We start from the raw sequence: 14047 nt of genomic DNA on the forward strand, positions 1-14047 counted from the left end.
AATTATTCCGTATGCTCATTCATGATGCGTGTTATTTCACCGCTTTCTGTCATTAACTTGATTTGGCGATTAAATTCAGGAAGTAAATACTGATACTTTTTTGCCAGCCTAAATCTAAGGTTATAAATGGCAACAGGTTTAGTTCGTTCCAAGTAACCTTGTTCAATCTCAGGCTTAATGACATCAATTGGGAAAAGGGCATAATCGCAACGATTCAACTTCAATAGATGAATGGATTGTTTTTCTGTTGCGATTTCATTCTTAGTGTTGACGTTAATTAATTTAAAATCATTAAAGCCGAGAATTGAGCAAGGGATAAGCTGGTCAAAATCGCTGATATCGACTTTAGTTTGTTTAAATTGTTTAGGGTTATAAACAATAACCTCTTCGGAGCGGTAGAATGTATCGGTATAAACAGTAGCTTTAATTTCTCCAGGTTCAAGTCTCCAGTCTTGCGCAATACCAGGCTCCAGATCCAGTTGGCCATTTTTCATATACAAACGAATTCTTGCTTGGGGTAGCTGCTTATATGTGAATGATACATCGAGTTTCTCACCAATAATATTGAGGATATCGATGTAGGCTCCTCGGATTTGACCATTATCCCCTGAACGATAGAAGTAAGGCGATCGATCCTGATCGATTAAGCCAACGTTTAAAACAGTTTCGGCACTAGATACACTCCAAGATAACGTTGCAATTAGGCCAATTAGTAACTTTTTTTTCATAGCCATCTCTTCATTGTTTACTGCTATTATGTTCGTGCACTAACTTGCTTATTAAAAATGTGCATCTTTTAGAATAAATACATACAAAATAATAACATATTGAGTGTGAAAAAAAATCTTAGTTTTTATATTGTGATGAAGTTCAACTAAATAATACACCCAAAAAAAGTAATGAATACAGATGATTAATGATTGGTTTTTGGATGGTTAATGGGCGGGTTATATCATTGTGAATTAATGTTGCCGGTATGTTTTTTTATACAGGCGTGCTAATTTTATAACACGCTTGCCTTTCTAATAATGGAAACGGACAGACATCACCATCTGGTGGCCATAAACACCGCTATTTTTTACTTCCGCCCCAAGTGCGAGCTGTTCTGTAGAGTAAAAGCGGGCACCAAAAGCAAAGGTCGATTTTGTATCGTCGTTATCGATGATTTTACCGAATTTGACATGGGCTTCGACACCTTCTAATACCCAAAATCGGGTGCCGAGATTCACTTCGGTTTTGAACGTTGTATCTGAGCTGTCTTTCACACTATGAAGTAGCATTTGTCCATATACATCGCCAAACTGATTTATTGGCCCATTGAAGCCTATGCCACCAGCGAGATCCCAATCATTACTAAATTCACTATCGAAACGACCAATAAAGTGTGAGTTTTCAGTGAAATAGGTAGTCAGTTCAGTTCCAAATGTGGCAGGGCTAGTACCCATCCTGAATTCCATCATGTTGTAATTGAAATTATTAGCCTGTGCTGAAATTGGAATAAGGCTTAATAATCCCAAAGCTGCGATACGTCGTGCTTGTCCTAGCATGAATGCTCCGAAGTCATAGGTAGACTGAATTTCGATATAATACAAAAAAAGCCTGCAATATGCAGGCCATTAGTGCTAGAACTTTGATTTATTACATGATTTGGATGTGGTCTACTTCAATCTCTGGCGTGTTGCCTCCTTCATACTCACCAAAAATACGGACTTTAGTATTTGCATCTAGTGGTGTTGCTAAATGGACATCATCCAATTCTATTTGAATTTCAGCGTTGCCATCTGAAAAAACAAACTTGTCATTTTTTAATTGACGAATGATAGTGCCATCGATAACGACCTCTTTTTCTGTAAACATACTGGTATCTTGAAGTAACTCTGAAACGGAAGTTGTATCGACAGGGCCATTATACTGGATAGAAGCTTGGCGATTGTTATCGTGGTCGTTGCCCGCTAGCGCTAGTGAAGGTGCAAGGATTAAAGTGGATACTAAAGCGATAATTGTTTTTTTCATAAGAATGTCTCTTTCGTTGTTCGTTTAAGTTGTCACTATTAAAGCACTCCTTTTTTGAATTAATACTGAGTGTTACATTCATTTTCGGTTCATTTATCGGAGCACTATCTTGGGAATGAGGGTAAAATAGTTTTATCAATAACGAATCTAATGACTTAAGAAGACGTACCACTATGCATGCACCGATAAAATCGTTAATGGTCCAAGGCACGACATCCGATGCCGGGAAAAGTGTTCTTGTGGCAGGTTTATGCCGTGTATTAGCGAGAAAGGGCGTTAAAGTTGCCCCATTTAAACCACAAAATATGGCACTCAATAGTGCCGTTACGAAAGATGGTGGTGAAATAGGACGAGCACAAGCGGTGCAAGCTCAAGCCTGCAATGTTGAACCAACAGTGCATATGAACCCTGTATTATTAAAGCCTAACTCTGATACTGGCGCGCAAGTCATTCTTCAGGGGCGTGCTATTAGTAATATGGAGGCGACGAGTTACCATGATTATAAGAAAGTGGCGATGGCAACCGTCATGGACTCGTTTGAAAAGCTTCATGCAGAGTTTGAGAGCGTCATGATCGAAGGCGCGGGCAGCCCTGCTGAAATTAATTTAAGAGCGAATGATATTGCGAATATGGGGTTTGCGGAGAAAGCAGACGTTCCGGTTATTATCGTTGCCGATATTGATCGTGGTGGGGTGTTCGCTCATCTCTATGGCACGCTAGAGCTACTCTCTCAATCAGAGCAAGATCGTGTTATTGGTTTTGTTATCAACCGATTTAGAGGCGATATCGCGTTATTGCAATCCGGTTTAGACTGGTTAGAAGAGAAAACAAACAAGCCCGTGCTTGGTGTTCTACCTTTTATCCACGGGCTAAATTTAGAAGCGGAAGATGCCATCATATCGGAACAGGTCTCAAATGATGATGCGAAAATAAAAATTGTGGTTCCTGTGTTTACAAGAATCAGTAATCACACCGATTTTGATAGTTTACGGCTGAACCCTGATATAGATTTCCGTTATGTGGGTAAAGGTGAAAAATTAGATAGAGCTGATTTGATCATTCTCCCCGGTACGAAATCGGTAAGAGCGGATCTTGATTACGCTCGATCTCAGGGGTGGGATGCGGATATCAAACGTCATATTCGTTTAGGCGGAAAGGTGATTGGTATTTGTGGTGGTTATCAAATGCTTGGGCAATTGATTGAAGACCCTCAAGGTATTGAAGGCCCTGCAGGAACGAGTGCTGGTTTGGAGTTATTCGATGTTCAAACTGAACTTAAATCTGACAAGAATCTTACCAACGTAACTGGAACGCTCACTTTGAATAACAAATCTGTTCCAGTCTCAGGGTATGAAATTCATGCTGGTGTGAGTCAGGTAAATGAGTCACAGCCTGTTTTGTTGAGTAATGGGCAAGCGGACGGGGCAGTGAGCAACTGTAATCAAGTCATGGGAACGTATCTGCATGGTTTGTTTGAATCACCTCAGGTGACAAGCTTGATTTGCGAATGGGCAAACCAATCCACGGTTGAAAGTGTTGATTTTGAATCTATTAAAGATAATGCGATCAATACGATTGCTGATGCGATTGAAGAGCATATGCATTTAGAACAATTATGGCCAGAACTGAAAAACCACTGGGGCAGAGACAATTCAAATGCTTAAAAAAGTTATTACAACAAGTGTTATAAGCATGCTCTGTATTTCACTGAATGCGCAAGCTAATGTGAAAATTTATTCTGCATCATCATTAACCAATGTTATGAATGCCTTATTGGCAGAGTTTAAAACGACTAGTGATACTGATGTATTACCAATCTATGGGGGTTCTTCCTCATTAGCAAGGCAAATTGAACGTGGGGCACCTGCGGGTCTGTTTATCTCTGCTAACGAAAGTTGGATGCAGCATTTAGTGAAACGTGGTTCTGTTTTGCAAGAGAATGTGTTCCCGTTTACTCAAAACCAATTGGTTCTTATAGCCCCTAAAACATCGACACTTGAACCGTTTGCCATTGAGGATATTCGCGACTGGCAAACCAATATTGGTAAAGGGCGACTGGCAATCGGAAATCCACAAGCCGTGCCTGCTGGTATCTATGCAAGACAAACCCTTCAATCGTTAAATGTTTGGAATGCTGTGAAGTCATTAACTGCTCCAACGAGTAATGTACGCATGACCTTAGCGTTGGTTGAAAGGGGTGAAGCTCCACTCGGTATTGTCTATAAAACGGATGCATTACAAAGTAAGAATGTCCAATTGATCACTGAGTTTGCTAGTACAAGTCATGATCCTATTCGTTACCCTCTTGCTATCGTTAATACTTCGCCGGAATCGTTAGAGTTAGCGGCATTTTTACAATCTGAAAAGGCTCAAGAGATCTTGAATCAATTTGGGTTCAACTCTTTAGCTCAATAAGAGAATCGACATGTTGTCAGACTTTGAACGCGATGCACTTTATTTAAGTTTGAAAGTCGCATCGATCAGCATTTTATGGCTAATTCCTATTGGGGTTGGGTTCGCATGGCTGTTAGCAAGAAAACAGTTTATTGGAAAAGGGATAGTAGATAGTATTTTACATCTTCCCCTTGTTCTTCCTCCTGTTGTCATTGGGTATCTATTGCTCGTAGTCATGGGAAAGCAAGGTATTATCGGCCGATGGTTAGCGGATAATTTCAATGTTGTTTTCAGTTTCAGTTGGAAAGGGGCCGTATTAGCGTGCGTCGTTGTGGCTTTACCTCTAATGGTACGTGCAATTCGGCTGAGTTTAGAGAGTGTTGACCCTAAGTTAGAACAAGCGGCAAAAACATTGGGAGCTTCTCCTTTTAAAGTATTTATCACGATTACACTGCCTATGATCATTCCGGGGATTATTACCGGTACTATGCTCTCTTTTGCCCGAAGTTTAGGGGAGTTTGGTGCAACCATCAGCTTTGTTTCTAACATTCCAGGAGAGACTCAGACCATTCCATTGGCGATGTTCAATTTTATCGAAACCCCAGGGATGGAATTCGAAGCGGCGAGACTGTGTGGGATTTCAATTGCGATCGCACTGGCATCTTTACTTTTTTCTGATTGGTTGTCCAAAAAAGCCAATAAACGCTTGGGAAGTCAGTCATGAGTTTAATTTCACTGCAATTTCAAAAGCAGCTTGGTGAAACGCAATTTGATGTTGATCTTGATATTCCGGCGACAGGGATTACCGCTATTTTTGGGCGTTCTGGTGCAGGAAAAACATCATTAATTAATGTTATCAGTGGGCTAATCAAGCCCGATTCTGGCTTGATAAAAGTTAATGACCGTATTTTGTTCGATGATAACCATTCAATCGATGTCGCCGTAGAGAAAAGAAACGTTGGCTACGTTTTCCAAGACGCTCGCCTTTTTCCTCATTATAGTGTCAAAGGCAATTTAACCTATGGTGTGAAGCAAGCGGATGACACTTATTTTTCTAAGGTCGTTACACTGTTGTCTCTGACTAATATGCTCGATCGCTATCCTGCGGATCTTTCTGGAGGAGAGAAGCAGCGTGTGGCGATTGGCCGAGCATTATTGAGTAAACCAGACATATTGCTCATGGATGAACCTTTAGCATCGTTGGATTTGCCTCGTAAGCGTGAAGTCATGCCGTTTCTAGAGAAGTTAGCTGACGAAGTTAAAACGCCAATCCTGTATGTGACACACAGCTTGAATGAAATTTTGCGATTAGCAAGCCATCTGGTGATTGTGAATGATGGCAAGGTAGAAATTTCAGGTTCAATTGAAGAAGTTTGGGGTTCAAACTCCATGCGCCCGTGGCAGTCTTTCTCTGAGCAAAGTAGTTTGTTTGAAGCCACCATCGCTGAACATCATCGCCAATATGCACTGACCAAAGTTCAATTAGCAGAGAATGTCTTTCTATGGGTTCAAGGGATTGATGGGAAGCTAGGTTCATCCATTAGGCTTCAGGTACGAGCTAACGATGTTTCAATTGCTTTAGATAAACCGGAGCGAACATCCATCAGGAACATCTTAAAAGCTCGTGTAAGCCTCATAGAGTCGAAGAACATTGCGAATGATAAGCAGAGTGTTGGTGTCCAACTTGATTTGGGAACAAATAGGCAACTTTGGGCGACAATAACCCCTTGGGCATTAGATGAGTTGGATCTTAATATAGGGATGGATGTCTATGTTCAAATCAAAGGTGTGAGTGTCACTCAACGCGATATCGCATTTACACATGAATAGTCTTCATGCGCTAATCCGTATTGGATTTAATGAGTCATTTTACTCAGTGACTAGATAGAATCTGCTGGAACAAAAAAGCATGCCACCCACGAGTTAATACTCGCCGATGCCATGCTTTTTTTGTGCGTTTTAATAATGTAACCGATAAAGAGTTATATTATTTTACGAACACTTCTTTGAAATCACGCTTCAAAATTGGGTCGCGACGTGCTTTCTTTATTTGCTTAACCATATCTTTTACACAGTTGTGAAGGACTTGGTCAAGAAGCTCTGCACGATATTCTTCTTTCGCTTCGTCAGTCATATCTTCTGGTAATTTCAACGTAGGGAACTCTTCCATTACGTTAATACCAGCAAAACCCTGACTTACAGAAATTAATGCGTGGAATTGTTCAAAACTGTCTAGCACATTTTGTGCACTTGCTGGAAGTGTATCCCAAGCATCACGTACTGCATCTTCAGATACTTCATGAATCGACGTAACCATGAAATACATCGCTTCAGGGACTTGATCAAACTCCATGACTTTGCGTAGTTCTGGTGAAATAGTTTCTAGATCAACTTTAGGTTGCTCTGTGTTAGTTGCGTCTGACATGACAAATTCTCGTATAAAAGAAAGCAATGCTAAAAAGTTTCAGCCAAAAGTCAACGAAATATAGCAAAAAATCGTGAATGAGCCTGTTTCATATGGTATATCTACTTGTATGTTAGCTAATAATTAATAAGGCTATTTATGAGTGTTGCGGGTTCTTCAATGCGAATTCTACTCGTCGATGACGTGAAGTTAGACCGTATGCAGCTTGCTATTAGGCTCAAGCAGTTAGGACATCAAGTGGAAGCGGCAGGAAGCGGAAAAGAGGCCTTGGCTGTCTATTCAAGCTTTGACCCGGATTTAGTTTTACTCGATATATCAATGCCCGACATGGATGGTTTTGAGGTCTCTCAAAAAATTCGTAGTCAGTTTCCTGATTGGGTTCCCATTATCTTTTTGAGTAGCCATGAAGAGCCAGAAATGATTGCACGAGCGATTGAGGCTGGGGGGGATGATTACCTGATTAAACCCGTTGATCGCCTTGTATTAAACTCGAAGTTAATCGCGATGCAGCGAATAGCTATGATGCGACGAGAGCTTAAAACGGCGTCTGTAAAACTTGAAGAGCTCAATGCTATGTTGCAACAACAAGCGAATGAAGATGGGCTCACTAAGTTATATAACCGCCGATATATGGATAAGCAACTAGAAGATGCTATTGGTTGGCATGGTCGCCATAAAATCCCATTTTGTTTGATTCTGCTTGATGTTGACCATTTTAAACCATTCAATGATAACTACGGTCATATAGAAGGTGACAAATGCCTTCAGTCTATATCTAACACACTTAATGAACTCTTTACACGCTCAGGTGAATTTGTTGGCCGTTATGGTGGAGAAGAATTTGCGGTACTATTAAGTGGTGTCGGTGATAAGAAAGCAGAAAAAGAAGCGCTTCGAATCAAGTCGAAAATTGTTGAGCTTGCCTATCCACATGCTTATTCACCAACTGCTGATTATGTGACTGTCTCGCAAGGGATAGTTACGCTAATTCCAACAGGAAAAGAAAAGCCGAGTGATATTTATAAGAAAGCCGATCAAGCGCTTTATGAAGCAAAGCAGAATGGTAGAAATAGTTTTAAAATGTGGATTGAAACGACTTAGCACTTACGATGTTTTATCGGCTATTGAATTTATCGGTTATTGATATAAAAGCCATGTAATCGAGATGAATTGAAATCCTCAAAATTATGTGGCAAATAGCATTGAAATAGCTTTAAGTGCAGTTATTACCACTGTAATACGGCGTATAGTTGAATGTACTTTCGAACTAATTGTTTATTCTGGCTTCTTTGCAGTGGGTGACCAAACTTAATATAACACGGGCTTATATTAAAGCGGTGATCAAGGCATTGAGTGAGCTGTGAATCACTTTCATACAACGTTATCCCTTGCTCGCTGTATTCATCTATCTGATCTGGCAGCTCTCCCATCCACCAATGCAACAATTCACGACTCTTTTTACTTCGACTTATCCAGTGATCACTAATCAGAAGCAGCAGATCATTAGGTTGAATGGCGTAACCATATTCAGCTTGCCACTCTGTTATATCTGCTAGGAGATTTTCTCTGCAAGTTTTTCCGGCACTGATCATATGATGCGTTAGTACCCAAACCGTTCCTTCAGGTGAAGATATACGGTAGTGGTGGGCAGGATCTGGGCTTCCAATCGTCTCTAAAGCTTGTACGACAGACTCATGACCGAAATTATTCAACGTGTTCTGCATTCTGCGCGTGTAAGCAAGGCTTAGGTGATGCTCACTCATTCCTTGGTTATGAACCGTAGGGTAGTGTCGCTCGCACAGTTTTAAACAGTCAACTTGAAATTCGTTGATACTTCGTATTACTAAGTCTAATAACAAATGGAAGTCCTATGCGGGGCAAGATCTGGAAACTGATAAAGACTATCACATTGTTTTCTATGAGAACTATAATTAAGCTCTGAGTTCGTGAGCCATACTATAAATAATAGTAATAGTCTGATGGCATAAGCTATTTGAGAGATAAGTAATATCACTTTAAGGAGAAATAATGACTGAAATTGTACTTGAACCTAAAACAAAACAGAGCATGGTAGCCGCCTTACAACGCTACTTTGAAGAAGAGCTAGATAGTGAGCTTGGGCAATTTGATGGAGAATTTCTATTAGACTTTCTGAGCAAAAAATTAGGACCCGTTTATTATAACCAAGGTATCGCTGATGCTCAAAAGGTGATGGAAAGAAAGATAATGGACATTAGTGATGAGCTATATGAAATCGAAAAAATAGTAGAAGTCTAGCGAGAGCTTAAATCAGAAAAGTTCATTCGAATTTTTCGAACAAGTTGTTTAATTTCAAGCTCTCTTGATTGTGTAAAGATTGGTAAATAATATGTGTCATCCAAATGCGGAATGTTACCTTGATGTTACTTTTTGGTTTGGTGTCGAATTTTAGCAACATGCAGTGAGTACAATTCTTGGGCAGTAATATGAATAATACAGTGAAAAATTACAATGTGGTATCTCGACTCCTTCATTGGGTTTCGGCGATTACGATTTTTGGCATGTTTGGCATAGGCCTGTGGATGGTTGATCTCACTTACTATAGTGAGTGGTATAAAACGGCTCCAGACTGGCACCGTTCGGTCGGTATTCTTCTTGCCATTGTTACGTTAGGCAGGATGCTTTGGAAGCATGTTACGGCGTCACCAAAAGTAGAAGGTAAAGCATACGAAGTGATTACTGCAAAAATAGTGCATCTACTTATGTACGTTTTATTATTCGTTCTTTTTGTATCTGGTTATCTGATTTCAACTTCCGACGGAAGAGGTATTGATGTTTTCACTTGGTTTACCGTACCAAGCCTCGGTGAACTCTTTGCTAATCAATCAGATATTGCTGGCAACATACATTATTACACCGCTTGTATTTTAGTTGGACTTGCATCTGTTCATGCACTTGCTGCTTTAAAACATCACATAATTGATAAAGACAATACGCTACGCAAAATGATAGGAGCTTCAAAATGAAAAAAACACTACTTGCTACTGGATTAGCACTTGTTATGGCGGCACCTTTTAGTGCAAGCGCAGCCGATTACATGATTGATACTAAGGGTGCACACGCATCGATAAATTTTAAAATTAGCCACCTAGGGTATAGCTTCATCAAAGGTCGCTTTAATGATTTTGGTGGTGAGTTTTCTTATGATGGTAATAACATCGAAGCATCGAAAGTGAACGTGACGGTTAACACCGCAAGTTTAGACTCAAACCATGCAGAGCGCGATAAGCATATCCGAAGTGCTGACTTTATTGATGCAAGTAAATTTGGTGAAGCGACCTTTAGTAGCTCAAAAGTTGTCGATAAAGGTAATGGTAAACTTGATGTTATGGGGAATCTTACATTGCACGGGAAAACTCAGCCTATAACGATTAATGCAGAATTTATTGGTGCAGGCAGCGACCCATGGGGTGGAGAGCGTGCTGGGTTTAATGGTACCACTCGTCTTGAATTAGCTGATTTTGGCATTGCGGTTATGGGAAGCTCAAGTTACGTTGATATGGAGTTACATGTAGAAGGTGTTAAAAAATAGCGTCTTCACATTCGAGTCCATTTGAGTGATAGATTGGCGTGATGCCTTTCAACGTTAAAGTGCGCTAAATATAAATGCATTTTAAATAGAAATGCACTCTAAATAGAAAAGCCCTCGGTAGTGATGAACTGCCGAGGGCTTGATGGTTTGGAATGCTAATAGTGAATATTACATGAACTCAAAGCGACTTATTTCCTTGTATGTTCTTATGAACTCAATATGTCTGCGATTCAAAAACCATGTTTATTGTTAATGGATACGAAGTTGTACCTATTAAGCGGTTTCTAGTTCACGCTCAACAATGTTCAGTCTTTCACCGTATACTGGGCGTAATGCTTTCAATACATCCATTCTTGAAATCACGCCAACCATTTGGCCATTCTCTAGAACAGGAAGTGCATGAGGCTTGCTAACTTGCATGCTCTTTGCGCGTTCTTCTAAAGAGAGTGATGTTAGTTGAGTCGCAATGCCCATGCCTGATGTTGGGAAAAGCTGGTCTTTATCAATGCAAAGGAATTCAGCAACATCAACCAAGCGATCAGATGAGTCCATCGCCACTACATCACGATTCATTAAATCGACAACTTTTTGATCTTTAGCTGGAATGTAATCTTGGCACCAAAGGTCAACCATTACATCATGAACAGAGAAGAATCCGACTAGACGACCTTCAACGTCGCAAACTGGTGCGCCATTTAAGTTGTGATCAAGCAGAGTATCAATTGCGACAGATGTTGGCATTTCAGCACTTAGAGAAATTGAGTTGCTTGCCATGATGTCTTTTACAAGTAGGTTGTTGTTCATAGTAATATCCTTAACTGACGTAATTGTTGTTGGTTGAGTTATTGTTGCTAGGTTTGCAGCTTTTAGTTGTGGGCGACGGTAGATACTCCAGTTTGCGAGGCCGACAAGAACGGCTCCACCGACAATATTGCCAAGGGTTACAGGAATAAGATTCGCAGTGACAAATTGAGTAATGTTTAAATCAGCATATTGACTCGCACTAACCCCAACTTGTGACCAAAATGATTCAGGCGCGAAGTTTTGAATAACAATGCCAAGTGGAACCATGAACATGTTGGCTACACAGTGCTCAAAGCCACTGCTGACAAACATTGCAACGGGTAGAATCGTCATGGCTGCTTTTGTCATTGCATTTGCAGAGCTAAACGTTAACCAGATAGCCAAACAAACTAATAAGTTACATAAAATACCCAGAGCAAAAGCTTGCACTACGCTATGGTGAAGTTTGTGTTGTGCAATGTTTAAAGCGTTTAATCCCCATTGCCCATGATCCATTTGGTACAGACCTGCGGCGGTGACTAATAAAAGAAGAAACATTGCGCCGATGAAGTTACCGACATAAACCTTTCCCCATATCGATAGCATCTTGCCAAAACTGATCTGTTTATTTGCCCAAGAAATACTGGAAAGTACTGAACTGGTAAAAAGCTCACCACCACAGATAACAATCAAAATTAAGCCCATACTAAAAGCAAGCCCGCCAGCGAATCGGCTTAAGCCCCATCCTGCGTCTGCACTGCCCGTTGTAACCGTGATATAGAAAAGAAAAGCAAGTCCGATAAATGCACCTGCCATGACAGCCAGGCTCAAAGTCATACCACTGGTTTTCTTGGCTTTACTAAGCGCAAATTTTTCTGCTTCTGCCATCATTTCATAAGGCGAAAATAGCTGATGGTTTTCAGAACTAGCAGTAGACATATTGGCTCCTTGAACAGTTGAACATTGAATGCTCCTTAATAAGTGTTTCTGCATATTTGAAGAGATGAATCTAAAATCAGCGTAGCCATTGCTGCGCTTCCCACTTAGATTATGAGGAAGTGGTCAACAGGTAAAATTGATAATTCTGACAATTCGTATCAAATTTATTGATATAGATAAAAGTATGCGTAAAATGCAATTAGTTGCTCAGACATCGGTTTTATCGATAGGGTGTTTGAAGTAATAAAAACGCATATTTCCACTCGTTTAGATGTAAAAGGACCTAACTTTGCGCTATTCATTAAAGCAACTCGCGGTATTTGACGCAGTATCTGACTCTGGCAGTGTTAGCCAGGCCGCCGATAAGCTTGCATTAACTCAGTCTGCAACCAGTATGTCACTCGCTCAATTGGAGAAAATGCTTGGGAGACCTTTGTTTGAAAGGCAAGGGAAGCAAATGGCGCTTACACATTGGGGAATATGGTTAAGGCCCAAAGCGAAGCGTCTTCTTCAGGATGCACAACAAATCGAAATGGGTTTTTTCGAACAGCACTTATTGAGTGGCGAAATTAATCTAGGCGCAAGCCAAACACCAGCAGAGCACTTGGTGCCAGACCTTATCAGTATTATTGATAACGACTTTCCTGAGATGCGGATCACGCTAGGGGTCCAAAGTACCAAGGGTGTTATCGAAGATGTTCTGGATTATAAATATGACTTGGGAATCATTGAAGGGCGTTGTGATGACAATCGAATCCATCAAGAGATCTGGTGCCGAGATCACTTAATCGTAGTCGCCGCGGCACATCATCCATTTGCTAAACGTGAAACAGTAAGCTTAGCTCAGTTAGAGCAAGCAAAATGGGTATTGAGAGAACATGGATCGGGTACTCGCAATATTTTTGATAGCTCTATTCATCATCTAATTGGTGATCTTGATGTATGGCGAGAGTATGAGCATGTGCCAGTTCTGCGTAGCTTAGTTGCCAATGGTCAATACTTAACTTGTTTACCTTATCTTGATGTAGAACGCTTCATTGATAATGGTGAGCTTGTCGCATTAAATGTACCTGAATTGAAAATGGACAGAACACTCTCATTTATTTGGCGTGTAGACATGGCAGAGAACCCATTAGTGGAATGCATTAAACGTGAAGGATTGAGAATGATGAAAGGAAAACCATACATTCTATGAATGCGGTTTGATTTCATTATGTCGTAATTCTGTTGTTTTATCGGTTGCGTCAAACTTTTAATGAAAAACATGTATATCTCGACATATCATTTGTGACATTGATCACTCGTCTTGTGATTGGCATCAGATATTATTTACTCTGATTTTACTGATGCCAAATCCAGACGGTTACAAGCTTTGTAACGCATGATTTGAATGAGGGCTATATGAGTACACTATTTGCTATATCGTTAACTACCGGAATTCTATCTGGCCTTTGGGGTTGGATTGCGATTTCATTAGGGCTTCTATCTTGGGCGGGTTTCCTTGGCTGTACGAGCTATTTCGCTTCCCCAACGGGTGGTGTAAAAGGTTTAATAGAAAGCTTATTAACGAATATGAGTGGTGTGTTTTGGGCGATGGTGATTATCCATGGTTCAACCTTTGCTGGTCTAGAAATCTTAGGTTATGTCGTTACAGCAATTGTTGCTTTCTTTATGTGCATTCAAGCGAAACAAGCTTGGCTGGCATATATTCCAGGGACATTCATTGGCTCATGTGCAACATTTGCGGCAGGTGGAGATTGGCAACTGGTGATCCCATCTTTAATCTTAGGTGGCGTATTTGGTTACCTAATGAAAGCATCTGGCCTTTGGCTTCATCAAAAATCAAGTCAATCGACTTCTCTTACCAAACAAACTGTTGAAACTCAGTCATGATTTCAATGGGTGGTTAACTAAGTAGATAG

General features: G+C 40.4%; 16 protein-coding genes. 10 read left to right on the forward strand and 6 right to left on the reverse strand.

What is annotated here, in order from left to right; translation table 11 throughout:
• Nucleotides 1-2: 2 nt before the first annotated feature.
• From FCV43_RS12090 to FCV43_RS12100, 3 genes are all read right to left on the reverse strand, one after another.
• Nucleotides 3-728, reverse strand: a complete 726-nt coding sequence (locus FCV43_RS12090; protein ID WP_170961653.1) for a substrate-binding periplasmic protein — start codon at nucleotides 726-728, stop codon at nucleotides 3-5.
• A 294-nt stretch (nucleotides 729-1022) separates the two neighbouring features.
• Nucleotides 1023-1547, reverse strand: coding sequence for a hypothetical protein (locus FCV43_RS12095; RefSeq protein ID WP_113797981.1), 525 nt, complete (start codon nucleotides 1545-1547; stop codon nucleotides 1023-1025).
• A gap of 91 nt (nucleotides 1548-1638) precedes the next feature.
• Complete coding sequence (locus FCV43_RS12100; RefSeq protein WP_136995329.1) at nucleotides 1639-2013, reverse strand: YgiW/YdeI family stress tolerance OB fold protein; 375 nt, start codon at nucleotides 2011-2013, stop codon at nucleotides 1639-1641.
• 173 nt (nucleotides 2014-2186) lie between these two features.
• Between FCV43_RS12100 and FCV43_RS12105 the strand changes: the two genes are divergently transcribed.
• From FCV43_RS12105 to modC, 4 genes are read left to right on the forward strand one after another with little or no spacing between them, the layout of a single operon-like run.
• Complete coding sequence (locus FCV43_RS12105) at nucleotides 2187-3677, forward strand: cobyric acid synthase (protein ID WP_136995330.1); 1491 nt, start codon at nucleotides 2187-2189, stop codon at nucleotides 3675-3677.
• Nucleotides 3670-4428, forward strand: a complete 759-nt coding sequence (gene modA / locus FCV43_RS12110; protein ID WP_136995331.1) for a molybdate ABC transporter substrate-binding protein — start codon at nucleotides 3670-3672, stop codon at nucleotides 4426-4428. The genes FCV43_RS12105 and modA overlap by 8 nt, the downstream gene beginning before the upstream one ends.
• A 10-nt stretch (nucleotides 4429-4438) precedes the next feature.
• The gene (modB, locus tag FCV43_RS12115) at nucleotides 4439-5131 is read left to right on the forward strand and encodes a molybdate ABC transporter permease subunit (RefSeq protein ID WP_017051198.1); all 693 of its coding nucleotides are present in this window, start codon (nucleotides 4439-4441) and stop codon (nucleotides 5129-5131) included.
• Entirely contained in the window at nucleotides 5128-6237 is a 1110-nt protein-coding gene (gene modC / locus FCV43_RS12120; RefSeq protein ID WP_136995332.1) for a molybdenum ABC transporter ATP-binding protein ModC, read from the forward strand. Before modB ends, modC begins: the two co-directional genes overlap by 4 nt.
• A gap of 157 nt (nucleotides 6238-6394) precedes the next feature.
• Here the strand turns inward: modC and FCV43_RS12125 are convergent, their stop codons facing one another.
• The gene (locus FCV43_RS12125) at nucleotides 6395-6832 is read right to left on the reverse strand and encodes a DUF3069 domain-containing protein (RefSeq protein ID WP_017051200.1); all 438 of its coding nucleotides are present in this window, start codon (nucleotides 6830-6832) and stop codon (nucleotides 6395-6397) included.
• 138 nt (nucleotides 6833-6970) lie between these two features.
• On the opposite strand from FCV43_RS12125, the gene FCV43_RS12130 reads away from it, so the two are divergent.
• Nucleotides 6971-7933, forward strand: coding sequence for a GGDEF domain-containing response regulator (locus tag FCV43_RS12130; protein ID WP_136995333.1), 963 nt, complete (start codon nucleotides 6971-6973; stop codon nucleotides 7931-7933).
• A gap of 125 nt (nucleotides 7934-8058) precedes the next feature.
• Here FCV43_RS12130 and FCV43_RS12135 read toward each other — a convergent pair whose 3' ends face one another.
• Complete coding sequence (locus FCV43_RS12135) at nucleotides 8059-8691, reverse strand: hypothetical protein (RefSeq protein WP_113797996.1); 633 nt, start codon at nucleotides 8689-8691, stop codon at nucleotides 8059-8061.
• Nucleotides 8692-8860: 169 nt separating this feature from the next.
• On the opposite strand from FCV43_RS12135, the gene FCV43_RS12140 reads away from it, so the two are divergent.
• The 3 genes from FCV43_RS12140 (at nucleotide 8861) to FCV43_RS12150 (ending at nucleotide 10403) form a co-directional block, all read left to right on the forward strand.
• On the forward strand, nucleotides 8861-9109 hold the full coding sequence (locus tag FCV43_RS12140) for a DUF2164 domain-containing protein (protein ID WP_017051203.1): 249 nt from the start codon (nucleotides 8861-8863) through the stop codon (nucleotides 9107-9109).
• A gap of 188 nt (nucleotides 9110-9297) precedes the next feature.
• Entirely contained in the window at nucleotides 9298-9837 is a 540-nt protein-coding gene (locus tag FCV43_RS12145) for a cytochrome b (protein ID WP_113798000.1), read from the forward strand.
• Nucleotides 9834-10403: a YceI family protein gene (locus FCV43_RS12150; RefSeq protein ID WP_017051205.1), complete on the forward strand. Its 570-nt coding sequence runs from the start codon at nucleotides 9834-9836 to the stop codon at nucleotides 10401-10403. The genes FCV43_RS12145 and FCV43_RS12150 overlap by 4 nt, the downstream gene beginning before the upstream one ends.
• 273 nt (nucleotides 10404-10676) lie before the next feature.
• Here the strand turns inward: FCV43_RS12150 and focA are convergent, their stop codons facing one another.
• Nucleotides 10677-12125 carry a formate transporter FocA gene (focA, locus tag FCV43_RS12155; protein WP_017051206.1) on the reverse strand — a complete coding sequence of 483 codons (1449 nt, stop codon included), beginning with the start codon at nucleotides 12123-12125 and terminating at the stop codon, nucleotides 10677-10679.
• A 289-nt stretch (nucleotides 12126-12414) separates the two neighbouring features.
• Between focA and FCV43_RS12160 the strand changes: the two genes are divergently transcribed.
• Nucleotides 12415-13320, forward strand: a complete 906-nt coding sequence (locus tag FCV43_RS12160) for a LysR substrate-binding domain-containing protein (RefSeq protein WP_136995334.1) — start codon at nucleotides 12415-12417, stop codon at nucleotides 13318-13320.
• A 206-nt stretch (nucleotides 13321-13526) separates the two neighbouring features.
• A complete protein-coding gene (locus FCV43_RS12165) occupies nucleotides 13527-14018 on the forward strand; it encodes a DUF1097 domain-containing protein (protein WP_136995335.1) in 492 nt (163 codons plus the stop codon).
• Nucleotides 14019-14047: the final 29 nt, after the last annotated feature.

It is taken from the genome of Vibrio genomosp. F6, from assembly GCF_005146325.1.
GTDB classification, from domain to species: domain Bacteria; phylum Pseudomonadota; class Gammaproteobacteria; order Enterobacterales; family Vibrionaceae; genus Vibrio; species Vibrio cortegadensis.

Coding starts and splice junctions, on each gene's coding strand:
- FCV43_RS12090 (WP_170961653.1), bottom strand. CDS start 728: ATGAAAAAAAAGTTACTAATTGGCCTAATTGCAACGTTATCTTGGAGT.
- FCV43_RS12095 (WP_113797981.1), bottom strand. CDS start 1,547: ATGCTAGGACAAGCACGACGTATCGCAGCTTTGGGATTATTAAGCCTT.
- FCV43_RS12100 (WP_136995329.1), bottom strand. CDS start 2,013: ATGAAAAAAACAATTATCGCTTTAGTATCCACTTTAATCCTTGCACCT.
- FCV43_RS12105 (WP_136995330.1), top strand. CDS start 2,187: ATGCATGCACCGATAAAATCGTTAATGGTCCAAGGCACGACATCCGAT.
- modA (WP_136995331.1), top strand. CDS start 3,670: ATGCTTAAAAAAGTTATTACAACAAGTGTTATAAGCATGCTCTGTATT.
- modB (WP_017051198.1), top strand. CDS start 4,439: ATGTTGTCAGACTTTGAACGCGATGCACTTTATTTAAGTTTGAAAGTC.
- modC (WP_136995332.1), top strand. CDS start 5,128: ATGAGTTTAATTTCACTGCAATTTCAAAAGCAGCTTGGTGAAACGCAA.
- FCV43_RS12125 (WP_017051200.1), bottom strand. CDS start 6,832: ATGTCAGACGCAACTAACACAGAGCAACCTAAAGTTGATCTAGAAACT.
- FCV43_RS12130 (WP_136995333.1), top strand. CDS start 6,971: ATGAGTGTTGCGGGTTCTTCAATGCGAATTCTACTCGTCGATGACGTG.
- FCV43_RS12140 (WP_017051203.1), top strand. CDS start 8,861: ATGACTGAAATTGTACTTGAACCTAAAACAAAACAGAGCATGGTAGCC.
- FCV43_RS12145 (WP_113798000.1), top strand. CDS start 9,298: ATGAATAATACAGTGAAAAATTACAATGTGGTATCTCGACTCCTTCAT.
- FCV43_RS12150 (WP_017051205.1), top strand. CDS start 9,834: ATGAAAAAAACACTACTTGCTACTGGATTAGCACTTGTTATGGCGGCA.
- focA (WP_017051206.1), bottom strand. CDS start 12,125: ATGTCTACTGCTAGTTCTGAAAACCATCAGCTATTTTCGCCTTATGAA.
- FCV43_RS12165 (WP_136995335.1), top strand. CDS start 13,527: ATGAGTACACTATTTGCTATATCGTTAACTACCGGAATTCTATCTGGC.